Annotated in this window: 15 protein-coding genes; 9 read left to right on the top strand and 6 right to left on the bottom strand. The window is 47.1% G+C overall.

Annotated elements, in window-relative coordinates; all coding sequences use genetic code 11:
• Positions 1-69 precede the first annotated feature (69 nt).
• Positions 70-471 (bottom strand): hypothetical protein, encoded by a 402-nt coding sequence (locus tag ACJJIS_RS10765; protein WP_444941669.1) that lies wholly within the window; start codon positions 469-471, stop codon positions 70-72.
• Between the two features lie 199 nt (positions 472-670).
• Here ACJJIS_RS10765 and ACJJIS_RS10760 point away from each other — a divergent pair, with 199 nt between their 5' ends.
• The 4 genes from ACJJIS_RS10760 (at position 671) to ACJJIS_RS10745 (ending at position 4,804) form a co-directional block, all read left to right on the top strand.
• Positions 671-1,564 (top strand): hypothetical protein, encoded by an 894-nt coding sequence (locus tag ACJJIS_RS10760; RefSeq protein WP_475710260.1) that lies wholly within the window; start codon positions 671-673, stop codon positions 1,562-1,564.
• A gap of 73 nt (positions 1,565-1,637) precedes the next feature.
• Positions 1,638-2,195, top strand: a complete 558-nt coding sequence (locus tag ACJJIS_RS10755) for a hypothetical protein (protein WP_282932883.1) — start codon at positions 1,638-1,640, stop codon at positions 2,193-2,195.
• 222 nt (positions 2,196-2,417) lie between these two features.
• The gene (locus ACJJIS_RS10750) at positions 2,418-3,245 is read left to right on the top strand and encodes an SDR family NAD(P)-dependent oxidoreductase (RefSeq protein WP_444897412.1); all 828 of its coding nucleotides are present in this window, start codon (positions 2,418-2,420) and stop codon (positions 3,243-3,245) included.
• A gap of 311 nt (positions 3,246-3,556) precedes the next feature.
• Positions 3,557-4,804: a DUF418 domain-containing protein gene (locus tag ACJJIS_RS10745; protein ID WP_475710259.1), complete on the top strand. Its 1,248-nt coding sequence runs from the start codon at positions 3,557-3,559 to the stop codon at positions 4,802-4,804.
• A gap of 272 nt (positions 4,805-5,076) precedes the next feature.
• Here the strand turns inward: ACJJIS_RS10745 and ACJJIS_RS10740 are convergent, their stop codons facing one another.
• From ACJJIS_RS10740 to ACJJIS_RS10725, 4 genes are all read right to left on the bottom strand, one after another.
• On the bottom strand, positions 5,077-6,429 hold the full coding sequence (locus ACJJIS_RS10740; RefSeq protein ID WP_475710258.1) for a lectin-like protein: 1,353 nt from the start codon (positions 6,427-6,429) through the stop codon (positions 5,077-5,079).
• A 463-nt stretch (positions 6,430-6,892) separates the two neighbouring features.
• Positions 6,893-7,864 carry a methyltransferase gene (locus ACJJIS_RS10735; protein WP_475710257.1) on the bottom strand — a complete coding sequence of 324 codons (972 nt, stop codon included), beginning with the start codon at positions 7,862-7,864 and terminating at the stop codon, positions 6,893-6,895.
• A 61-nt stretch (positions 7,865-7,925) separates the two neighbouring features.
• Complete coding sequence (locus ACJJIS_RS10730) at positions 7,926-9,116, bottom strand: AMP-binding protein (RefSeq protein WP_475710256.1); 1,191 nt, start codon at positions 9,114-9,116, stop codon at positions 7,926-7,928.
• Positions 9,117-9,234: 118 nt separating this feature from the next.
• Complete coding sequence (locus ACJJIS_RS10725; protein ID WP_475710255.1) at positions 9,235-10,452, bottom strand: CaiB/BaiF CoA transferase family protein; 1,218 nt, start codon at positions 10,450-10,452, stop codon at positions 9,235-9,237.
• Between the two features lie 962 nt (positions 10,453-11,414).
• Between ACJJIS_RS10725 and ACJJIS_RS10720 the strand changes: the two genes are divergently transcribed.
• Positions 11,415-12,173, top strand: a complete 759-nt coding sequence (locus ACJJIS_RS10720; RefSeq protein ID WP_475710254.1) for a putative outer membrane beta-barrel protein — start codon at positions 11,415-11,417, stop codon at positions 12,171-12,173.
• Positions 12,174-12,257: 84 nt separating this feature from the next.
• On the opposite strand, the gene ACJJIS_RS10715 is transcribed toward ACJJIS_RS10720, so the two are convergent.
• On the bottom strand, positions 12,258-13,862 hold the full coding sequence (locus tag ACJJIS_RS10715) for a (2,3-dihydroxybenzoyl)adenylate synthase (protein WP_445358322.1): 1,605 nt from the start codon (positions 13,860-13,862) through the stop codon (positions 12,258-12,260).
• A 121-nt stretch (positions 13,863-13,983) separates the two neighbouring features.
• Between ACJJIS_RS10715 and ACJJIS_RS10710 the strand changes: the two genes are divergently transcribed.
• The 4 genes from ACJJIS_RS10710 (at position 13,984) to ACJJIS_RS10695 (ending at position 23,408) form a co-directional block, all read left to right on the top strand.
• Positions 13,984-14,721: a thioesterase II family protein gene (locus ACJJIS_RS10710; protein WP_475710253.1), complete on the top strand. Its 738-nt coding sequence runs from the start codon at positions 13,984-13,986 to the stop codon at positions 14,719-14,721.
• 317 nt (positions 14,722-15,038) lie between these two features.
• Positions 15,039-15,368, top strand: coding sequence for an isochorismate lyase (locus tag ACJJIS_RS10705; protein ID WP_444908227.1), 330 nt, complete (start codon positions 15,039-15,041; stop codon positions 15,366-15,368).
• Positions 15,365-16,780, top strand: a complete 1,416-nt coding sequence (locus ACJJIS_RS10700) for an isochorismate synthase (protein WP_475710252.1) — start codon at positions 15,365-15,367, stop codon at positions 16,778-16,780. Before ACJJIS_RS10705 ends, ACJJIS_RS10700 begins: the two co-directional genes overlap by 4 nt.
• Positions 16,758-23,408, top strand: a complete 6,651-nt coding sequence (locus ACJJIS_RS10695; RefSeq protein WP_475710251.1) for a non-ribosomal peptide synthetase — start codon at positions 16,758-16,760, stop codon at positions 23,406-23,408. Before ACJJIS_RS10700 ends, ACJJIS_RS10695 begins: the two co-directional genes overlap by 23 nt.
• Positions 23,409-23,417: the final 9 nt, after the last annotated feature.

Here is a 23,417-nt window from a genome sequence, read left to right as displayed (position 1 = left end):
AATCTTTCTGAAGCCGCCAGCAAACATGGGCTGGGGGCATATTTCGCTAGTCAGAGAGAAAGGGAGTGATCAAATACGCAAGCGCAAAGTGGCAAGCCAGGTTCGGTTGCCGGGGTGGGATTCTGTCGCAGTAGGAGATAATTCAGGGGTACCGAAAGGCGGAGCCAGAATTTGGGGCCATTGGTAAGTTGGCGGTGGCGCCAACTGGGGAAGTTCCAGATTCAAGTATGCGGCGGTGACGGCAACTTGATGGTCGTCCAGCGAAGTCTTCAGGGAGACTTGGGCGTCATAGCCACAACAGTCATCATCTGAGTCTGACCCCTTGGCCATATCATCGCAGCAACATTCCGCTGATGGCTTGGGGTCCTCCATCATTTCGCAGGCGAGCACGGTCTGCACCTGCAACATCAGCAGGAGCAGGGCCGCCATAGCTATCAGCTTGGCGCGAAATGTGGACGAATAGTTTTTCATTACTGATAAATCATACACCAGAGATCGGTTGCTCGACAAAGGTTGCTTTCGCTATGTGACCAAGGGGTACTTCCAAGTTTTTCCTTCTTCCATTAAGGGTAATTACGGCACAGGTTAACCCTTCGGCAGAGATTTCTTAACGATAGTTAGTAGATTCCCTTGGATAAATGGGACTACAACAGCACCACAAGGTGTCTCTATGAAATTAACTCCTCCGGTTTGCCTCCTTCTGATCTGTTTATTGGCGGCACCTTCTTTTGCAGATTCTAAACGCACATCTCTCGAGGAGTTATTTGCGACTACCTATAAGCACAATGAAGAGATTAACAGTGAATGGGTGCTGAGTAGGGAGCGGAACTGGGCTGCCTGGCAAAGAATGAGGGCTGTTAGGGAAGCTGCTAATAGGGGGGAAGACTTGTCATACCTCAGCAAGTATGGGCTTGAGAGAAAGTCCGCGTGGTACGAGATTGATTTAGGAAAGCAACGAGCGTGGCTGACGTCATTCAGACTGCTAGGGGTACTCTCTTCTTGGTATATGTTAAAGACGAATCAGGAGGAGCTTTATGAGCTTGGTATGACTGTGGCTGAAGTGGAAAAGTTGGGTCGCTATGTTATCGCCAATGACATCAAAGAAATAAACATCCAGGCAAGATTGGATTATTTCCACAAAGAGGAAGCTGGTTACATAGGCCGGATCCTTCAAGGCGGTGAGGACTTTGCCGCTATCTATTTAGAGCTTCAAGGTAATCTTGAAGCTCTTGAACACCTCTTGGAAACTAATTGGATCATAGATCTATTCAGAAAGTTTGATAGTGAAGCTCAAGAGATATTACTGACCTATAGCTTATCGAAATATAACTCACGAGAGGGAATGGGACGTAGTAGTTACAGTCTGGATCAAGAAGCCGAAATGTTTGTAAATCAATTTCTCTCTGGAGAGATCAGCGCAATGATGAGGGAGGGTTTGGAAAGTCATAGGGAAAGTAGATTGGCTCAAAAAGCTAAGATCAATGTGGAATTTAAGCCCCCGGTTGATTCGCCCGTAAATGAGTGCAAGTGTCCTCCCGATCAATGTTCCTACAATAATTCTTGATTATACTTAATTTAATAGATTTCCCGTCATAATCGACCGCGTGGCATGGTCTTCACTTCGAGTGGTAGTTGTAATGACTGTAACAAGGATCTGTTTTTGGCTTGTCGCGCTTTTCTATTCCTTATCCCCCTTTGCAGATGAATATATAGTCCAGAGCGAGGACTACGACCCGTTTACCCAGATGACAGAACTCTGGCTAAAGGGTGAAATATCAAATCGTCAGATAAGGGATTTGGCACTAAGAGGCCGATATCAAAACAGCTCTGCCGCTAATAGTGCTCATGTCTCCTTCTTTCTTGATGAAATGCAGGTGATTGCGCGGGGGAATTCTGTATCGGGTCGTTCGGCCCAGATATCCGTCCAGGTTGATGAGTCAATTTTTGACTTGGATTATGACCTTGTTTCTATGCATATGATGATCAATGGTCATGGAAATGGGTTATCAAGCAAGCAGAAATTCCTTTTGGTTACTTTTATGTACCGGTTAGCAGCAGAAGGCTGGAGCAAGTCTTCTGGAGTCGATGAAATGGAGAAACATCTTATTTATCGAACTCTCGATTACTTATCTGAAATGCCTGCAGATTATAAAATGTGGGTGATTGCCAAAGAAATACAATACCCGGTTCATTAGGTTGTTAATCTATAACTTCATTAAAGTTTAAGTGGCTTAAATGGCCACAACAGACTTTAACTGAAGGGCTAAAGGATAAGATTCCTGGCAGTTATTCAGATTATTGGTAGAGGTTCAATTTATTCAGTTTTTATTGCTGTGAATAGCTATATATCAACTATTTAAGGATTCGGTGAACCTAAACTTCTTAGTCACGCTGAATGTACTGTAAAAAGGGAATTTATGGATTTGTCTGATAAAGTTGCTGTTGTTACAGGAGCGGGAAGTGGGCTAGGGCGGGCTTTAGCAATACGTTTAGCCGAAAAAGGAATGAAGTTGGTATTAGCCGGATATACCCTAAGTCATCTCGAATCAACAGCCAAGTTGATAGCACGAGAAGGTGCTGAGTGTATATGCGTACAAGCAGATGTATCTAAACTTGGGGATGTGCAAAACATCGCCGATAGAACTTTAAAACACTTTGATAAGGTACACTTGCTCTGTAATGTGGCCGGAATAGGTCCTTTGGGGGCTATAGCAGAAACCTCTATGGATGAGTGGGAGTGGATTTTATCAGTGAATTTGTGGGGACCTATTAACGGTATTCATGTATTTCTCCCTCATATCGAACAGAATGACGAGGGCCATATATTGTCTGTAGCATCGGAATCCGGCCTATATGGTATAGGGTACTTAGGGGCCTACAATGTTTCAAAATTTGGTGTTGTAGGTTTAATGCAAAGTTTAGAGCGGGATCTTCGTTTGGCTAACTCGCCTATAAAAACTTCTGTATTTTGTCCTGGTGCTATAAAAACTAATATTCTCGACTCTTCACGTAATAGGCCTGCAAGTGTAGCGGTAATTCACCCTGAGTCTGAAGTCGAGAAAAAAGTTAAAGCCAAAGTTGTCAAGGTGGTTTCTGAAGGTATGAAGCCAGAAAAAGCTGCTGATATCATTACTAGTGGTATAGAAAGCGGGCAGTTTTGGATTTTCTCCCATCCTTATGTACCCGAAACTGCATTTCAGCAGGCGAAGGCGATGCTAGATAGTAATACGTTAATTGATATTTAGCTTAGTTAGGGAACTTCTGATTAATTTCGAGCCAACTTGGTAGTATTCCGCTATTCGTCAAGATCTTGTACCTAGCCACCTTTGACGAAGCAGCATATAATCTGAAGCGCCATGGAACTCGCTGCGAGAAGTTTTTTCTCAAATGCATGCTCTCATCCCATGGGGGTGGCTAGAAGTCCATTTATCAAAGCTTCCTTAGAAAGGTCCTAGTTGGTACCTGCGATCAGAAAAAATATAGCGATTTCTTCCTCTTTTCCTGTAATCTCCACCTCTTTACATCTGTAACGTATTTTAGTTTTAAAAGGACTTATATGCAGGATCGAATATCACAGCTGGATTTGTTAAGGGGAGTCGCTTTGTTGGGGCTTCCTTTAATGAATATGATAAATTTCTCTATGCCTATGGCGGCTTATTTGAATCCAAAGGCCTATTTGCCAAATGGCCCTTTGAATGATTTTCTCTTTAGCTTTTTCCATTTGTTTGCTGATCAAAAGTTCATGGGGCTTTTTGCCATGCTTTTCGGCGCAGGCATCATACTTTTAGCTGAGAAGCGCGAGCAACAGAATAAGTCTGCTGCAAAAATTCATTACAGTCGAAATTTCTGGCTGTTATTGATAGGCCTTTGTCATGGCATCTTCATTTGGGAAGGCGACATCCTGATGATCTATGCCTTTATAGCCATGTTTGCCTATTTGTTCCGCAAGTTGCGCGGAAGCTGGCTGATTGCATTGGGGGTGATTACTCTTGCCTTGTCAGCATATAGCTCATATCTGGCAGGAGCTTTTATACAACCCCTAACAGGGGAAGCTCGATATGCAACGGCAGCCATTTTTGCCCCTGATACAGCGCAGATCCAGCAAGATATAGAAATATATCGAGGAGGGTTCTGGGATCTGGTCGGGAGTCGATTAGTTGCTGGTAATTTAGCTTCTAGTCCGGAATCAGCAATCGTTATTTCCTACTTTAGTCTCTCCATTGTTTTAAAAGCTGCCGCTATGATGTTGCTGGGAATGGGCCTGTTTAAGTTGGATATCCTACGTGGCAAAGCCAGTTCGTCTGCCTACAAAAAACTAGCTATTGCTGGGGTGGCTATTGGTGTGACATTGACCGGTATAGGGCTTATTTGGAACTATAGTCATGACTGGAGTATGGATGATTATTTCACCTATGGTGCCATTTTTAATTTGGTAGGGTCCACATTTACCAGTATCGGTTATATCGGCTTGATCTGCCTTTGGTTCAAATTAGGTAAACACCTATGGATCAAAGGCAAGATCCAAAGTGTTGGGCGGATGGCATTTACCAATTACTTGGCTCAATCATTTATTTGCATTTATATTTTTTATGGCTTTGGATTGGGTTTATATGGTGAGCTGACACGTATAGAAGTACTTGGGGTCTGTGTGCTGCTGTGCCTGTTTCAGCTGGCCTATTCGGATCTTTGGCTTAAAGCATTTCGTATGGGGCCGCTAGAGTGGTTTTGGCGAACTTTAACATATTTCAGGTTTGCACCGATGATAAAGGAAAGGGGCGTACCGGCGACCGAACAGCGCTTATAGAGTTCATAGCTAAAATTAGGCGGGCTGCTGTTAACCTTGAGAATAGGAGTCATCGGTAGCTCGTTACCTGTACCACAGATTTTTTATTGTGAGGTCTTTTAAATATTTTTATAGGATGATTGGCCGTAAAGATAAGATGTTATCACATTAAAAATAGGCATGATTGAACTTGATCTGACAGGGCTTCTTTTAAGAAGCGGGTAACTGTCAGATCAAGTTGAAAGTTAGTAGATCTCTAATTACCTTAAGACAAAGAACCCTATAATATCTTTTTAGTAATCTACAGTTGTTATTATAAAGTCACCTTCAATTGTACCTTCACTATCCTGGTCAGTATAAGCAATCCAGGCTGCTGTCTCACTGGCAGCTGCCAGCTTACTTTTCAATGCGAGTGCTTCCATCATATTGCGAGGCACATCGAAGTGCCATTGAGTACCCAGTGCCTGACATTCACTCTCTCCATTCGACCAGGTAGACTTCCTCGTAGTCAGTGACCACATAACAGGGTAATCGATAGCGCCATCATCTTTTAAGTCGTTTACATGCAGTTCTCCATTTAACCGCCTTTTACAAGCAAATGAATAAGAGCGATCACATTGACGGTCGTTAAAGCGCCCGTCGCTTCTGATAACAGCGCAGTCCTCTCCGTTACCATGATCATTGGGTTCTCCCTCTCCCCAAGACCATAGTCCTTTATTTTGAAATCTGCTGTCTGTAGCACTGACATCATAGTGTTCTACGGTGTTGATACCGTCATCCCAGTTGTCCAGGGAATCGTCATCGCCACTCTTCCAGTGCCGGTCCAGTCCTCCCCATCCATCGAATATTACATCGAATGACTCATTATCATCCCCAATATTGCTGTCATTTTTTGTCCAAAAAAATACGAATCTCTTTTTCCCATTTACACCATCATGTTTACGGACTGTCTCCCGTGATAACTCTTGAGAGGGAAGTGAGGTTCGTTTATAGCTCGTGACTTCAACCCCATTGGGAAAGTCCTCTCTATAGTCTTGGGGTGTGTAAATGTATTCCAGGCCTATCTGATCTATAAGATGGTTTTTAAAAGTTACCTGGGCACCGGACGATACCGCATTTTCGATATGTATGATTACTGTACGGTTAGTGCCATATTGATCCTGCTTGTAAGCCCAATCCCTCAAATCTCCCAATACAGTAGAGATAGGAACGCGTTGAGGATCAAGCCAGAAATTACAGTAGAATGAGCCATGACAAAAATATTGTTCACCACTGAACTGATGCAGGTCCAGCTCAATAATTTCAGCACCAATATCAATTTGGTCTTTAACCCTGGCAGATTGTTCAGAGCCTACCCAGATAGCACCATAGGCATCAGAGTTATAACTGTTGTGTGTTGCAAGGACTTGTGTATAGCGAATTGGTGTTGAGTAAGTCAGGCGCCGTTGTAGCTCGAGTGCATATTTTGCGTGGTCATTGGTACCTTGTTCTGTCTCGTAATCGTAATAGAGGTTGAATTGAACCAACATTGAATAAGGATCGGTCTCTGCAAATAGAGGCGTACTCATCAACGTTATATAACTAAATAAAGCGATACAAATCTTCTTTAGCCCTTTCGAGAGTGACCATGAATAGTTTTTTTTCATTATTATTCCTACTGTTCGCCTGAGTTTGTTATTTTTTAAACAGATTTAATTGCGCTCTCTATTACGACTGCCGAGATAAAAGTAATCGCATGCAGCAATACTTGCGTCTCTAAACGTATGAAGTTTATTTCTACCCGTCTCCCTTGTGAGGTCGGATATCAGGAACTTCAATAATCTTCAAATGTTTCAAGTATAAACCCCTGAAGGGCAATAGAGTGCGAAAGCAATGATATCGAAAAGATATAACCTGTTAGCTACTTTAAATGTATTAACGAGAAGCACCTCACAAAGTTATAGTTTTATAATGCTTAAACCAAAAACTATTTACTATTATTTAAAGGTTAAACACTTTCTAGCTAATACCCTAATAGTCAGTCGGTGACGAAAGGGTAATCAAAAAACGAACTGCTCGTGGAAGTAGCGATAGATATCATATAAGTAAAATAGGATAATAAGGGTAGGGCTAGGGCTTTCTGGCTGATAATACCGAGAAATAGCCGAGTGCCTGGTATGATTGAGGATTTACAAATCCTGCTGTCTCAAGCATCCGATAAAGCGCTTTGGCTGAGTATAGTTGGGAGCCGTGGTTCATAAACAAATGAAAGCAGAACAAGCTTGGCGTTAAACGAGTATCATCGAAGAGCATATCGTGGATAAATACCTGCCCACCTTTTGGTAAAAGTGCGAAGGCTCTGTCGATTAAGATTTGGCATGTAGCATGCTGCCAATCGTGCAACACATTGCTAAAGCAAATGCCATCGAACCCCTCAGGCCATGGGTCTCTAAAGAAATCCCCCTTAACTATCTGGATTTGCTGGTTTTTCTTGAACTTATTTATATACATTGCTGCTATATCGCAAACCGGCGGCAGGTCGAAGAGCAGAGCATTGCGCTCAGGATAGGTATCGCAGAAGGCGAGAGCAATGGTTCCAGAGCCTCCACCGGCATCGAGTAAGGTTTGAGCGTTTTCAAAAATACCGCAGGAAGCAGCCTCAACTGCGGAGGCAAACCCCTGCGAATGCATCAGATGAGTAAAAGCTGCTGCCGAGTCATTGTCCATGTCATTTTTTTGCCACATGTCGGTTACAGAGCGACCTTTACATTCCAGCTCATATTCTCTTTGTAAGCTGGTGAGTATCTTTTTATCCAGGTGATTGATGTCATAGATTTGAAAAGGATCGAGTAAGACTTCCCCCCAATAGTAGTGACTATTTTTGGAGAGGTAGCATTTCCCCAGCTCTGTATTTTTCACTTGTTGTTTGTCGAAGCAGATATACCCCAAATGACTCAGAATCAACAGAAAGAAGCCCATTCCTTTATTGCTGAGCTGCAATTCCTTACTGAGTGCTTCGCAGGAATCGTAACCGCGTTCAATTAGCCCGGTGATATCCAACCTTGCAGAAACCATCAGGCAGGCAAAATTATAGTTTCCCATAAGACGGTCCCACATAGGGCCGTCGGATGCACTAGGGGGAGTTATGATTTGAGTTCTACCGCTATTTCCCATCGCTCATTCTCCAAATTACCCGGGGAACTTTGTTGGTGCGTTCGATACGCTTAAGTCGCTCGGCTTTTTGTATTGTGAAGGACTGAGGGTACTGTCTGACAACAGAGGCGAGGTTGTGAATGTTGTACAAAATACGCTCACAGATGCTCTTGGCACTTGCCGTGCCTGTGAACTGAACGACTATTGAATCGGCAGACTTTTTTGTTTGTGTGTCGCCGCTGAGAAGTAGTTGAACTTCTTCGACGCCTTCACATTCATAGGTGAGTTCTATGATCTTATTGAGGTCCAGAAGGGCGCTGCATAACCCGACATTGTCATCTGCTCTCCCCTGAATAGATAGGCCATTAGGGCGACCACAGGGACAAGTTGCTTTTTGGATTAGGTCACCTAACCGGTAACGCACTATGGGTACTGTCCACCCTGTACCTACACGGGTAAGCAGGGCGCCTTGATCGTCAGTTTCGATCAATTGGTCAGCTAAAAGGTGATATATGTTCAAATCACACTCAGGGGAATTGACAGCAATGCTATTGGTTTCTACCGATCCATAGTCGCACCACAGCCCAGCATCAGGAAAAGCCTTACGTATGACCTTCAACTTTGCTTTGGTCCAAGGTTCCCCCATCCAGATAATTGTCTTTATTGGGAGTTGGCGGCCTGAACCTAGTACACCTTCGGCAAAATCTGCCAGTCCTGTGGGTGCGCCAGCAAGTGAGTCCACATCGATGTTATGTAGAAGTTCCAGCCAATTCTCCACCTCACCGGGTATAAAGGGGCCTGTAGGTGCAATGGTGCATTTGGAAGCCTCTGCCAGTGTTTGAATAAAGTAGTGTGCACCCCATAGCCGCCCAGGATTAAAGAGATTAAGAAGAACACTTTGAGAGCTGAGCGGGCGCCATTCCTTGAGCAATCTTTGAATTGCCTGGTGATAAGGTGTATAGGCCAGCTTCGGCTTTCCAGTTGTGCCGCCGCTAGACATGATAATGGCTCCGTGTTCCTGCGCGGCATTTTGGCTGATATGTTTCAGTTCAACGGGGCCACAAACGGGAATGTCATCGAGACATACGGCAGAAACCGGTATATCTGGTCCACCGTAGAGTGAAAGACTGCGGGCGTGGGCGAGAATGGCATTCCAATCCAGGTGGCCGATGTTCATAGCGTTAAGGTAGCTCCCGTTCAATCCCGTCTTCCTGGGGTGGTGAGGTATCGGGTGGAACTGAGGAAATTGTAGTAACAGGGCGCCTAGGTAGAGGGTGGTCTGGCCAATTGGGAGTTATCCTCATCAGTACCGATGCATTTCAGCAGCAATAGATCACGCCAGCTTTTGCCAGGGACTCCACTTCATCTTGTAGGATACCCAAGTCACCAAGGATCTCTCGAGTGTTCTCTCCGTAAAGTGGTGCTTGCTGGAAAGGCACTGGAGGAGTGTCGGGAATAGAGAAGGGGGCGTTTATAAATTGTATTGAGTCACGGCTTGTACTGCGTGTATAAGGAATTGATACAGTCTTGTCGTTATCTTGGACATAGGGGTTGTTAAGCGCCTCGGCGATATCATAGACCGGGGCACAGGGGATTTTACCCTCCATTTGAGCGCACCATTCTTTTGTTGTTCTCTTCTGGAAGTGCTGGTCTAGAGCTTCTGTCAGCAGCTCTCTGTTTTGCATCCTGCTTTCATTGGTCAAAAAGCGGGCATTAGTTTGTAATAAATCGGAGCCTAGTTCGTGACAAAGCATTTCCCAGAATTTCTGGGTTAAGCAGGCCACGTAAAACCAACCATCTGCTGTCTTTACTAATTGGCAAGGTGCTTGGGATGCGTGGGCTGAGCGAGGTTGCTTCCCTGGGACTATCCCCTCGTTGAGAAACCATAACCCTTGGTAGCAGAGGCAATTTAGCGCAATATCGAATAAGTTAGTGTCAAAATCACCGCCTTTTCCTGTGACTTCGGTCCTCAGTAACCCTGAAACGGTACAGAGGGCTGAATAGACACTCCCCAGGAGATCCACTACTGACACGCCAACTTTGGTTGGGATCGATCCTGGTTCTCCAGTCACTGACATCCAACCAGTTTCTGCCTGCATAAGGAAATCATATCCTGGCCAGTGCTTTCTATTGTTGTCTCTGCCATACCCTGAGAGATGGGTACAAACTATTTTGGGGTTCGCCACTTTGAGGTCAGCATAGGTAACGCCTAACTCTTCGGGCAAAGAACCTCGAAAGTTGTCGATAACAGCATGTGAGTTATTCACAAGCTTCAAGAATACCTCCCTGCCAGTGGGATCCCTGATATCCAGGGCCAAGCTCTTCTTGTTGTGGAGCGTCGATTCACTTGTCTCATTGTCTTCGCGAGCTTCATCAAGATAGATAGATCCCATTTTTCTAAGTGGATTCCCACCTTGTTTGGGGTCTTCAATATTGACTACTTCTGCGCCCAGAAAAGCTAGTAAAGTGCCATGAAAGGACCCTGCGCCCCAGGTTTCGAATGAAAGAATACGCTTTCCGTGGAGAGGGAGCATCATGATATACCTGATTTGCGCAAACAAAATTAATGGCCAGCCAAGTTTTGCCACTTAGTTACAAGTGGGTATTAGTTTATAGATCACTGTGTAATTCTGATGTGGGAAAAGAGAGTACGAAGTTTGCATTGGTTATTAGGATCTATTGAAGTTACGGCGGACATTGAGTGTTTAATTATTCCTCTTAGGTTTGACTGACAAATAGTATCCCGATCCGAGAAATAGTTTTTACATAGTAGTAAGTCTAAGTATGCGCCACCAACGCACAACCGGGTATTGCAAACTAGACTCTTTGAGATCCAGTTAATGGCTTTTAAGGATGTGAATATGGATCGTTTTCATATCAGTAGGGTGGAGTTATATGCGATAGCCGATAAATGTGCGCCGCCAAAATGATATTTTTTTGCGTGACAACCCTGGACGCAATTTCGTATTCATTGACCGGGGTTGCCACAAAGAATCTTGATGCTGAGGTAAATGTTATGCCAGCATAAAATAGTTGGTCAAATGACATAAAACGGCAAGGGATCGCGGAGTGTCCTGATTTTCAGCCCTCCTCCTTGTGTTGCTCGGCATCAAAGTATGAATAATATAAGAGTATCGTTTTTGATTGTTGTTTATATCTGAAATTCAGAGTATTTAAACGGCGTGTATAAATCTAACGGCTTCGTTCTTACATTGTTGGTTTATGCCCGTTCATCACTTTGCTAACACCTTTCGCTACCCTGGCAGTAAATTGAGCCCTGGAAGTTAGGAGTAACTGCTATTTTTAAATTTATAGGAGTACAAATTTACTTTGAATCCATAGCTTTTCATTGCATAAGAACACCATTTGTCGATATCAAGATGGGAGCTTTGACAAATTGTTTTTTGTTCCGCTGTAAAGGACTTTTAGTCATATCGACAAATCAATGTATTGGATTCTGTGAGGGTCTTGAGTTGTGTAAAGCGACAAGGAGGTTACTATGCGCCTGCACTCAGCTGTCATTATTGGATCACTTATTTTTTCCATGGAGGCCATAGCTGCTGACTATGGTAGTCTAGAAAACCCGTGGGGGGTTCGTCCATATATTTCACTGAATGGTGGAGTTAATAGGCTGGAGGTTAAGCAGGATTATCGTACTGTGGGTGTATTTTATGACCCATATTTCTACTACGATTATTTTTACGAATATAGTTACTACAAAACCTCAAGTTCAGGAAGTGAGCCTTGGGGCAGCGTCGATATCGGGATCGACTTCAATGGCTACCCGTTTGAACTTCGCTTTAGCTATGGCAGAACAAATTTAGGGCGATCGATATTGGTAGAAAATATCGATTATATCGATGACGAAGTTACAGTTGTTGAGCGATACCAGGTCAATCAGAAACATCGCTTGGATGTATTTTCAATTACAGGAACTCTGGATTTATCTTGGTATTGCGACAGGTCCTGCATGTATTTGTTGTTGGGCTATAGTTTTGCGCAGCTGGACTGGTCATATACTATGGATGAATTTTACGCTGGTGGTAACTATTATGGGTCAAATGAATTCAGTAAAAGCTATTTCCATGTAGGTCTAGGTGCGCGATACAACTTTAATAATTCTTTCCGTATAAGTGCCGAATACATGCTGCATAATGTTGGTAAGGTGGGGGAGTATTATATAAATGACTTTGATCATATAGAATTTGATTTAAGGAACCTTAATGTGTTGCAAGTTGGTATATCCTTTATATTCTGATTTATACTTCTTGTTCATTTAAAATGAAAGTATGGGTTAAAGCCATACTTTCATGAATATGGGTGCTCAATCTCTCAAATAGTACTAATCGATAAGATCTAAGAGCTTCCTCTTATCAACTTTCCCGACTGCGGTAACCGGCAGACGAGATAACACTTTAAGCTGCTCAGGTAGCTTAAAGCTGGCCAGGCCCCTTTCGGTTAAGAAGTCGCGCAACGTTTGCAAGCTTGGCGCTTTATCCGTACATACGATAGTCGCTCCAACTTGCTCTCCCATTTCTTGGTCTGGCAAAGCAATGATAGCTGCTTGTTGGATGCTGGGGTGGGCGAGTAGATGCTCTTCAATTTCGTCACATGCAAATGTTTCCCCGCCCCGATTTACAACATCTTTGAGTCGTCCAGTAACTACAATATTGCCATTGTCCAGAATGCGTACACGATCCCCGCTGCAATAGAATCCATCTGGGGTAAAAGCGCGTCGGTTATGTTCTTCTGCACGGTAATAGCCTCTCAGTGTATAGGGGCCGCGAGTAAGCAGTTCTCCTTCTTCTCCGGCTTTCACTTCCTGCCCGTACTCATCAACCACTTTTAGAGTATCGAGGGAACTCATAGGTCTTCCTTGAGTATTGGTGATGGTTTCATTGTTATCTTCGCGATGGGTGTAACAAATCAACCCTTCGGCCATTCCGAATACCTGCTGTAGTGCACCGGGAAAAGCATCTATCGCAGCATAGGCGTCAGTTGGACTCAGTTTTGAGCCACCAACTTGAAGTAAGCGGAGAGAGCTTAAATCAGCATCTTCCCATTCTGTCGCTGCAGTCCAGACTTGAGCCAGTGCTGGGACCAGGGCTGTGGCGGTTACGCCGTAACGCTCTATCAGCTCAAAGCAGTAGTCCGGGCTTGCATCTTTGGTGAATATTACCTGCCCACCCATGGATAGCGTGCCCAGAATGCCGGGGCAACCCAATGGAAAATTATGGGCGGCGGGGAGTACTGCCAGATAGATTTCATCTTTTCCTAAATTACAAGCAGCCGTAGCGCAGGTAATGTTGTAGCGATAGTCATTGTGGGAGCGTGGAATAAGTTTCGGAAGTCCTGTAGTGCCACCGGAAACGAGGAATAGAGCTGGGGCGTTGGGGTCTACGGGAACAGGGGTGAAGCCTTGGCATTCTCTTCTGGGCAGGGAGGGGAATGTGTCATTTTCATCAGAACTGTATATGCCTCGCAAAGTCGGAGATTGCGAAGCAATTTGTTCTATCATGCTGTGACGGCTTGCATCACTTTCCGCTCCTGAAGTGATATAGATACTGGCACCCGAGACCTGTGCAAAATGGCATATTTCATTTTGGCGATGCGCAGGCAAAGCTAGTACAGGAACCAGTCCCGCTCGAAATAAGCCGAGCAGGGTTGTAATAAAACTGACCTGATTGCTCCACTGGAGTATTGCCCGCTCCCCAACTTTGTAGCCTTGTTCCACCAGGCCTGCAGCAATGCTATCGGCCTCATTAACCAATTCAGCATAAGTTAATTGATCCGATAGGTCCCGAACTGCGCATTGATTGGGAAAGTTTTTCGCATTACGTGTGATCAGCTCCCAAATAGGTTGGTTATCCCAAATTCCTTGTTGCTGATAGAAATCCTCTAGTTCCTTTGGGTGAGGCGTGTATCCATTAAGTAAATTATTTTCCATGCTGGTCTCCTGAAATGTTTGGGTGGAGCAGGGGAGTGTTTTTTTGAATCTTCTTCAGATTTCTAAATTAAGAATTAACAGTTAGTATTCACGGCTTCAAATTTCTTATTGAGATAAATCTATGTCCGGCGCTTGGCTACAAATCCCTCGCCCTCAACCTAAAGCGGCTATCCGACTTTTGTGTTTGCCTCATGCTGGTGGTACAGCATCACTTTATCGACCTTGGGCGAAATTATTGCCAGATTCCATAGAATTGGTGCTCGTATGTTTACCGGGTAGGGAGCAACGCTGTAATGAAACTATGCCCACAAATATGCAAACTTTAATTGCTTTGTTATGTAGGGCTATCAAACCTGTCATCGATAAACCCTGGGCAGTATTTGGGCACAGTATGGGAGCTACAGTTGCTCATGAATTGGCTCTCTCCTTGTATCGCGAAAAATTGTGCGGTCCTGAACACATATTTGTCTCTGCGCGCGAAGCTCCACAATTTCAAAAGATTGGAAACGTACACCAGTTGAGTGATGAATCTCTGTGCCAACAACTCATTGAGCTTGGCGGCACCTCTCCTGAATTATTGGAAATTCCTGAGTTAAGGGCTCTACTACTTCCTGCTATACGCCAGGATTATCGATTGATCGAAACCAGCAAGATGTCCTCGGACCAACTTTTAGATTGTCCCATCACCGCGATGCTAGGACGGGATGATCCTGAGTTGAGCACCGATGAAGCTCGGGGTTGGCAGCAGTGGACCAATGGTGAGTTCCAATTGAAAGAATACGCAGGTAACCATTTTTATCTGTCAGATTGTCCTGATCTGGTGGTTGGCCATATTGTTCAGAAGCTCCGCTTGGCCTAACTGCATGTAAAGTTAAGTTGGCCGTATAAAATCTTTCTGTTTCTTGTAACGCTATCGAAATTAATTGTCGGGAGAATAGGGCTGTTGAGCGGCCCTATATTCTCCATCGTTCAATAGATAGCGGATCTCTGCCTCGATTAATCCGGGATCATTATTTTTGATGATGTTCGAATTATTTCTCTTTAGTAACAAGTAGCACACACTCTCTCCACCCTGACGCCCAAATCCAAAACAAACATCCCGTTGATTTCGAAAATGATATGTTATAACGTTTCATTATCGATGGGAAGATGAACAGCTTAGGTGATGGAGTTTCTATGCAAGCAACGAAGCTACCAATGGAGTGTGAAAATCTGAATGAGATCCGCCAAGGTATCGATTCCATTGATCGTGAGATCATCAGGCTGTTGCAGCGGCGTATGGGGTATGTTTTGTCAGCAGCCCAGTTCAAGCCGGATGAAACGAGTATTCCTGCTCCAGACCGGGTTGCGGAGATGTTGATTGACCGCCGTCGTTGGGCTGAGAAAGAACAACTTTCCGCAGATTATATAGAGCAGCTTTTTACCGGGATTATTCGCTGGTTTATCACTCAGCAAAAGCTGCATTGGCGCGCTGAGCGCGGCTTGCCAGTTGAGGAAGGTGTATGAAGGGCCGCTCTAAATATGCTGGCCTGGAAGCCTGTTTGCAGGAAGCCAAGTCCAGGGTAAGCCAGGGACAGCCAGAGGTTCTGGCATCGTTTTCATCTCCATGTCATAGACGCAGCCCAATAGGGTTGTTTGCCTCCGGCTATCAGCATGAAAGGTTCGCGTCTCTGTGGGGTGTGCCCTCTAGAGATGAATATGCTGTGACCTTTGGCTCTGCCTGTGAATTTAGTTGTGCCCCAGGGGAATCTTGGTCTGAAATCCAAGCCAATTGGCAAAAATTGATGTCCTCCGCTGTGGTAAGCGGGGGGCATCGGCCGGTTTTGTGTGGTGGGTTTGCTTTTGATAGCCAAAAAGATTCCTCATCCTTGTGGCAAGACTTTCCCGCAGGGGCGCTTACGTTGCCCGAGTTGGCCCTTTACTGTGAAGGGGATCGCAGTTATCTGGTAATGAATTTTATCGTTACCGATCAAACAGAATGCAATCAGACTGCGGAGCGGCTGAAGGCGCGGTGGCAGCATATTTTGTCTCGTAGCTCTGACCTTTCTGCGAATGACAATTTGTTTTCGATGGAGTCTGATTTTAGCCAAAATTATGCAGGCCAAATGGCTTGGCAGCAGCGTGTAGTAGGCGCGGTCGAATCAATCAAGCGCAACGAATTTCAAAAAGTAGTTCTCGCTCGTTCTGAATCACTGAGCGCGGATTGCTGCCCGGGAAGTATTCTCGGATATTTACAAGAATCTTACCCCGATGCCTATTTATTTGCCTTTTCCCGCGGAAAAAGTTGCTTTCTTGGGGCTTCGCCTGAGCGCTTAGCGGCTGGTAAAGACGGGCGTATTAGCACAGTGGCTTTGGCCGGTAGCGCACCTCGGGGAAAAGATCCGGCAATTGATTATAAATTGGGGATATCTCTGCTTGACAGCGATAAGGACCGATTTGAACACGACCTGGTTGTCCAACATCTCCTTTCTATTTTGCGCAAATACTGCCACAGCGTAGCGGAACCAGAACCGCCCCAACTCTGTAAATTAAAGCAAATTCAGCATTTGCTGACGCCTCTAGAGGGCTTGGTGAAAGATGGCGTAAATCTGTTGGATATCTTATCGGATTTACACCCCAGTGCTGCGGTGGGAGGCCTGCCCAGGAAAAAAGCACTGAAGTATATCCGTGAAAATGAAGGCCTGGATCGCGGTTGGTATGCCGGACCTGTTGGTTGGCTCAATGCCGAGGGGGAAGGGGAGTTTGCTGTTGCACTGCGTTCTGCACTTATTACTCCGGGCACGGTAACACTATTTGCCGGTTGCGGCCTGGTTGAGGCTTCCCTTCCTACCCACGAGTATCGTGAAAGTTGCATCAAAATGCGTGTTATCCGAGACGCAATAAGGAGCGTATCTCTTGTCGCCGAAGCCGCAGAATAAATTAGAGCCAATCAGCCCGGCCAGCTTGTTAAAGGATTTAGTTTGTCAGGCTATTGATGCCGATATTAATGGTATTCATCCGCAGGCTGACTTAATTGCACTGGGGCTCAACTCAGTACAAATCATGAAGATAGCTGGTCAATTAAGGCAGAAAAAGATCAAAGTAAAATTTGCTGATCTTATTGCAGTGCCTCAATTGGAAGCCTGGCTTTCTCTACCTCAGTTGGCTACTGGAACTGAAGAAAGTACCAGTGAACATTTATCTGTGCCGGGAGCCTTTGATGAAGGCACTCCCTTTGATTTGGCACCGATGCAACATGCCTATTGGATTGGACGAGACCCGAATCAATATTTAGGGGGCGTTGCCGCACATTTTTATCATGAGTTTGATGGTCAGGATGTAGTACCTGATCGATTGGAACAGGCTGTGCGCTCCCTATTCGAGCGGCATGGGATGCTGCGTGTTCAAATCCTCGATGATGGTCGACAGCAGATTCCCGCAGAAGTGAGCTGGCCCGGTTTAAAGGTTCATGATTTCAGGCATCAGGCTGCCGCAGAAGCGGAGCAGAGTCTTATCGCTGTTAGGGAGCAACTCTCCCATCGGCAGCTGGATATATCGCAGGGCGAGGTTTTTGATGTACAGCTCTCAATGTTACCTGCTGAATTAAAAGCTGGCGGCACACGCCTACATATTAATCTGGATATGGTAGCTGCAGATGCCTTTAGTCTGCGCGTGTTACTGAATGACTTGGCCAAGCTCTACCTGGAACCAGAACAGCCTCTGGTTCCGCTTAATTACAGTTATCCGCGCTACCAGGCTGACCGCAGCGCTCTTCACTCAAAGGAAGAGCGCCGAGCTGAGAAGCAGCAGGCCAAAGAACACTGGCAGGATCGCCTGGCAGATTTGACTGGTGCTCCTCAATTACCCACTGCAATAGGTATTGAGTCTAAAGACACTCGTCGCGTTGTTCGTCGCCACTATAGTCTGTCTGCTGATCGGAAAAACCAGCTAGCGGAATTTGCGAGTCGTCACGGTATTACTTTATCCATGACCTTGGCAGCGGCGCTTGCGGAAGTGCTTACGGCCTATAGCGAAGAGTCAGATTTCCTGCTGAATCTCCCCCTGTTCGACCGGGAATCCCTGCACCGGGATGTCAACTCTCTGGTAGGAGACTTTACTTCTTCGATCTTGCTTGCCTGGCAGGGCAGCCAGAGTGGAACCTTTGTTGAGCGTGCACAGCGTTTACAACACAACTTCCGTCAGGATGTAGCGCACGGGAGTTATTCCGGCGTAGAGGTGCTGCGTGACCTCAGCAGGCAACAGGGACAAACGGTGTTTGCGCCGGTTGTTTTTACCAGTGCGCTTGGGTTGGGAGAATTATTTGGCGAGTCAGTTCGGAGTGCCTTTGGAGATGTCAATTGGATTATCTCCCAAGGGCCACAAGTGTGGCTGGACGTACAGGTTATGGAACTCAAAGGTGGCCTGTCCGTAAACTGGGATGCGCGGGAAGCTGCTTTTGCTCCCGGCGTCCTGGATGGCATGTTTGCCGCCTTTACGCAGTTACTGGAATGCCTGATCGGCAGCCCGGAATTCTGGGCCCAGCCGATACCATCGCTGCTGCCAGCGGAACAAAAGCAGCAGCGCCAGCAGGTAAATTCCACAGCCAAGCCATACCAGCCTCACCAATTACACGAACATTTTTTTAGCAATGCCAAAAACTGCCCAGAAGCAGTGGCTCTCTATTGGAGCGGTGATCAAATCCGTTACGGGGAGTTGGCCCACAGTGCTTTGGCGATGGCCGCGTATTTACAGCTTCAAGGCGTTGAGCCCGGTGATTTGGTCGGTATTTTATTACCCAAGGGACCGGAGCAGATTATTGCAGCCTTGGGCGTATTAGCGGCAGGAGCGGCATATCTGCCGCTGGGTATAGACCAGCCACCGCTACGTAGAGAGCGCGTGATAAAGCTTGCTGGAGCCAAGCTGGTTATAGATAACTTGTCTGTGCTCTCCGGTGTCGCGCCTTTATCCAAGCCTGTCGTGGGAGAGGCCAAAGGTCTCGCCTATACCATTTTCACCTCCGGCTCTACCGGTGAACCCAAGGGCGTAGAAATTAGTCACGGGAGTGCCTGGAACACAATAGCGGACATTAACACGCGCTTTTCGGTTAACGAAAATGATCGAGTGCTCGCCGTATCAGCATTGGATTTCGACCTTTCCGTTTACGATATTTTTGGGCTCTTGTCCGCCGGCGGTGCATTGGTATTGGTTGAAGAGGAATCCCGGCGGGATGCTGAGCGCTGGCATCAGCTGGTGTGCCAGCATGGCGTTACTGTGTGGAATACGGTGCCGGCGCTTTTGGATATGCTGCTGACCACGGGTGGTAATACCCCAGCTGGGGAGCTGCGCCTGGTATTAAATTCTGGCGACTGGATCAGCCTTGACCTGCCGGAACGATTAAAGCGCGTAAACCCAGGTTGCCGCTTTATCGCTTTGGGCGGGGCCACCGAAGCTTCTATTTGGTCGAACAATTTTGAAGTCAAAGAAGTTGATTCCTCTTGGCGATCTATTCCCTATGGTTACCCTTTGGCCAACCAGCAATTCAGAGTGGTGGATGCCCAGGGGCGTGATTGCCCTGACTGGGTGACAGGGGAGTTATGGATCGGTGGTGCTGGCGTTGCTTTGGGGTATCGCGGTGCTCCCGATATCACCGCAGCCCGTTTTGTGACAGACGAAGGCGAGCGCTGGTACCGCACCGGAGACTTGGGCCGCTATTGGCCGAACGGGTGCCTGGAGTTTTTGGGCCGCGCCGATAATCAGGTCAAGGTGCGCGGACACCGCATTGAACTCGGCGAGATTGAAGCGGCACTGACTGCGCACAAAGGGATTGCGCAAGCGGTCGCACTGCTGACTCAGCGAGGTGTGGTTGCGGTTGTCGTTCTGGAATCCAAATTATCGCAAGGGAATATAAATCCAGAAAAGTGCTTTGTTGATTTGCAGCAGTTGCAGGAACCTTTGAACGATTTGCGGGAGTTCCTGAGTCAACGATTGACCAGCGCCATGTTGCCCAGTGAGCTTTGGTGTCTCACTGAAATACCGCTTACCGCCAATGGCAAAGTTGATCGCGGCGGTTTACAGCAGTTTGCCGATGAATCCCTGTCGCAGTACCAGACAAAGCAGAACCCACCGCAAGGTAAATTAGAGCAGCAGGTGGCTGCCGCCTGGTGCAAATTCCTCGATGTTAATGATATAGCCCGGGACGATAACTTCTTCGCACTTGGAGGTGACTCCCTGTTAGCAACCCGTGTTGTGCGAGATCTGCGCGAGTCTGGCTTTGAAGGTGTCACACTGTCGGAATTATTTAGCCAGCCCAGCTTGGCCGACTTTGCTGCGACATTAGTTCAAGATCCAACTGAGAACCCACAGCGAAATAAAGACACTACCGAAATTACTGTTACACCCTGGCAATCGGATAAGGCCAATCGGTACGCCGCTTTTGAACCTACCGATGTCCAGCGGGCCTATTGGCTGGGAAGGGACCCGGAATTTGTTTTGGGTGGTATCGGTTGTCATTTTTATCGCGAATACGACGTTGTTGATCTCGATCTGGAGCGTTTGGAGTCTGCACTAAATGCGATGATTGCCCGCCATGAAATGCTGCGGGCTGTATTCGACAGTGAAGGTCGTCAGCGCATCCTTGCCGATGTGCCGAGATTTTCCATTGATGTTACAGAGGTAGACCGCGATCCAGCTTCTGCTTTTGCTCAACTGCGACAGGAGTGCGCTGAGCAGGTGTTTGAGCCCAGCCGGTGGCCACTGTTTGATGTCCGTGCTGTGCGCTGTGGGCGCAATACCCGATTGGCTATCGGTTTGGATAATTTGATTCTCGATGCCTTCAGTATTCTGCTGTTTTATCGTGAGTTAAATATTCTTTATCAAAGCCCTGAAACCCATCTACCTTCTATCGAACTCTCTTTCCGCGACTATGTGCGCAATGTATTGCCGCAAACTACCGCAGTATTTGATAGTGATCTTGCCGAAGGTCCCCTGGCTGCCGCAAAAACATTTTGGCAACACAAATTATCGGAGCTGCCTCCCGCGCCTCAGCTGCCCATAGTGCGGGAGCCGGCATCCATTGAGCGCCCGCACTTTGTGCGCCATCAACAGCATATTGATAAGCGGACCTGGCAAAACCTGGTTGCGCGCGCGGCTGAGCAGGGAATCACTCCATCAAGTCTGCTTCTAACAGCTTTTGCCGAGGTGCTTAGTCGTTGGAGCAGTCGCCCTGACCTGAGTTTGAACCTTACCCTGTTTGATCGCCGTGAAGTTCATCCAGATATCTATCGGGTAATGGGGGATTTCACCTCCCTGACCCTGGTGGGTTACCGACCTGAGGCCGGTGACAGCTGGTTGGTGCGAGCGAAAAAAATACAAGGGGAAGTTGGCGCGGCCCTGGAACATCGCGATATTTCCAGTGTTAGCTTGATGCGGGAATTAGCCCGCCGACAGAGCGACGCGGAAGCCACAATGCCCGTGGTCTTCACCAGTGCACTGGGTATTCCCGGTGGCACAGCGGCACCGGAGGATGGGCCTCTGCGGGAACCCATCTGGGCCCTGACACAAACGCCGCAAGTCTGGTTGGATCACCAGGTGGTCGAAGTCGAGGGAGGCGTTTTCTTAAATTGGGATGTGGTCGAAGCGCTTTTCCCTGAGGGGATGTGCGCGGAAATGTTCCAGGCCTATATCGGCTTGCTCCAATGGACGGGTGACGCTGAATGGGATTCCACACCGCCTGATTTATTACCCAAGTCTCAACGGGAATTGAGAACCCAGCTTGAAAAGCGTACCGCAATTGACCCAACAGATAATTTGTCGCAGCGATTTTTCCAGCAAGCAAAAGCGAATCCCGACAATATCGCCTTATATTGGGGTGACGATAATTCCCTGAGTTATGGCGTCCTGGCAGAGCGTGCTTTGCGTATCGCTGCCTGGTTATTGGAAAGTCAGGTTTCATCTGCCGAGGTGGTGGCCGTTAACCTGCCGAAAGGACCCGACCAGATTGCCGCTGTTTTGGGGGTACTCGCAGCGGGAGCTGCTTATTTGCCTGTTGGTATCGATCAACCGAAGGCCAGGCGCGAGTCAATGTTGCGCCGTGCCGATGTAAAAGTGGTACTCGACCAAAGTGCAATTCATCAGGCCGAACAGTTCACTCCTATTGGTGAACCGATTTCTGAGCCTATTTCTGAGCCTATTGCAACAGAACCTGAGCAACTGGCTTATATCATTTTCACTTCCGGCTCCACGGGCGAACCCAAGGGCGTCGAAGTCAGTCACAGTGCCGCCTGGAATACCATTGCGGATATCAACGAACGTTTCTCTGTTGATGAAAATGATCGTGTACTGGCCATTTCAGCCCTGGATTTTGACCTCTCTGTTTTCGATATTTTCGGACTGCTATCTGTCGGTGGTGCGCTGGTATTGATTGATGAAGAGGACCGGCGGGATGCCGAGTGCTGGCATCAACGGGTATGTCACTACGGCATCACCATCTGGAATACGGTACCGGCGCTACTGGATATGTTACTCACTGTCGGTGCAGGTACACCGCCTGGCAAATTGCGTTTGGTATTAAATTCCGGCGATTGGATTGGCCTGGATTTACCCCAGCGCTTAAAACAAGTACAGCCCGAATGCCGTTTTATCGCACTGGGTGGCGCCACGGAAGCTTCTATTTGGTCCAACAGTTTTGAAGTTATAGACGTTGCCCCAAGCTGGCACTCGATCCCGTACGGATACCCCCTGGCTAACCAGAAATTCAGGGTGGTGGATGCCCAGGGGCGCGACTGCCCTGACTGGACAACGGGTGAGCTGTGGATCGGTGGTGATGGTGTCGCCATGGGCTATCGCGCGGCTCCCGAGTTGACCGAAGCGCGCTTTGTTACGGTCGATGGTGAGCGCTGGTATCGCACAGGGGATCTTGGACGCTACTGGCCGAATGGATGCTTGGAATTTTTGGGGCGCGCCGATAGCCAGGTGAAGGTCCGTGGCCATCGCATAGAGCTGGGTGAAATCGAAACCGTATTTAATCGTCAGATGTTTGTGCAGCGCGCGCTGGTGCTAACCACAGAAGAACAACAGCTGGTCGCTGCCGTTGTGCTCGCACCCGAATGCCCACCAACTTTTAGTACTGATGACTTGCGCGAGTACCTTCGCCACCATCTTCCGTCTTATATGGTCCCGGATTTCATTGTGACCTTGCCGGAAATGCCCTTGAGTGCAAACGGCAAATTGGATCGGGCTTCAGTATTAAAGCTCGTGCATGCGGTGGAAAAACCGCAACAGGAAAAAGCGGCTGAGCTGGCAACAGATAACGAGCGCCTGGTCGCACTGATCTGGCAGGAACTTCTTAACCTGCCAGCGATAAACCGCGATCAAAATTTCTTTGAATTGGGTGGCGATAGTTTATTGGCCACCCGGTTTATCGACCGCTTAAAACAGCAACACCGCTTGCTGCTTCCCCTCAGACGTTTATTCGCCTCTCCGAGACTGGCAGATGTTGCCGGTGCCCTAAGTGCAATGAAACCGCTAGTGGATGTTGATGCGGATATGGTGGAAGAGGGTGTGATATGAGCTTGTTGG

The organism is Microbulbifer maximicatervae (SeqCode) (genome assembly GCF_056231245.1).
Note: the sequence above shows the minus strand (reverse complement) of the source record. Positions and strands in the feature narration are given on the sequence as shown.

What these genes read in the sequence shown, in the direction of transcription:
- ACJJIS_RS10710 (WP_475710253.1), top strand. Translation starts at nt 13,984, where the DNA reads ATGTCCGGCGCTTGGCTACAAATCCCTCGCCCTCAACCTAAAGCGGCT.
- ACJJIS_RS10745 (WP_475710259.1), top strand. Translation starts at nt 3,557, where the DNA reads ATGCAGGATCGAATATCACAGCTGGATTTGTTAAGGGGAGTCGCTTTG.
- ACJJIS_RS10720 (WP_475710254.1), top strand. Translation starts at nt 11,415, where the DNA reads ATGCGCCTGCACTCAGCTGTCATTATTGGATCACTTATTTTTTCCATG.
- ACJJIS_RS10725 (WP_475710255.1), bottom strand. Translation starts at nt 10,452, where the DNA reads ATGATGCTCCCTCTCCACGGAAAGCGTATTCTTTCATTCGAAACCTGG.
- ACJJIS_RS10760 (WP_475710260.1), top strand. Translation starts at nt 671, where the DNA reads ATGAAATTAACTCCTCCGGTTTGCCTCCTTCTGATCTGTTTATTGGCG.
- ACJJIS_RS10765 (WP_444941669.1), bottom strand. Translation starts at nt 471, where the DNA reads ATGAAAAACTATTCGTCCACATTTCGCGCCAAGCTGATAGCTATGGCG.
- ACJJIS_RS10700 (WP_475710252.1), top strand. Translation starts at nt 15,365, where the DNA reads ATGAAGGGCCGCTCTAAATATGCTGGCCTGGAAGCCTGTTTGCAGGAA.
- ACJJIS_RS10705 (WP_444908227.1), top strand. Translation starts at nt 15,039, where the DNA reads ATGCAAGCAACGAAGCTACCAATGGAGTGTGAAAATCTGAATGAGATC.
- ACJJIS_RS10740 (WP_475710258.1), bottom strand. Translation starts at nt 6,429, where the DNA reads ATGAAAAAAAACTATTCATGGTCACTCTCGAAAGGGCTAAAGAAGATT.
- ACJJIS_RS10735 (WP_475710257.1), bottom strand. Translation starts at nt 7,864, where the DNA reads ATGGGAAACTATAATTTTGCCTGCCTGATGGTTTCTGCAAGGTTGGAT.
- ACJJIS_RS10750 (WP_444897412.1), top strand. Translation starts at nt 2,418, where the DNA reads ATGGATTTGTCTGATAAAGTTGCTGTTGTTACAGGAGCGGGAAGTGGG.
- ACJJIS_RS10755 (WP_282932883.1), top strand. Translation starts at nt 1,638, where the DNA reads ATGACTGTAACAAGGATCTGTTTTTGGCTTGTCGCGCTTTTCTATTCC.
- ACJJIS_RS10715 (WP_445358322.1), bottom strand. Translation starts at nt 13,862, where the DNA reads ATGGAAAATAATTTACTTAATGGATACACGCCTCACCCAAAGGAACTA.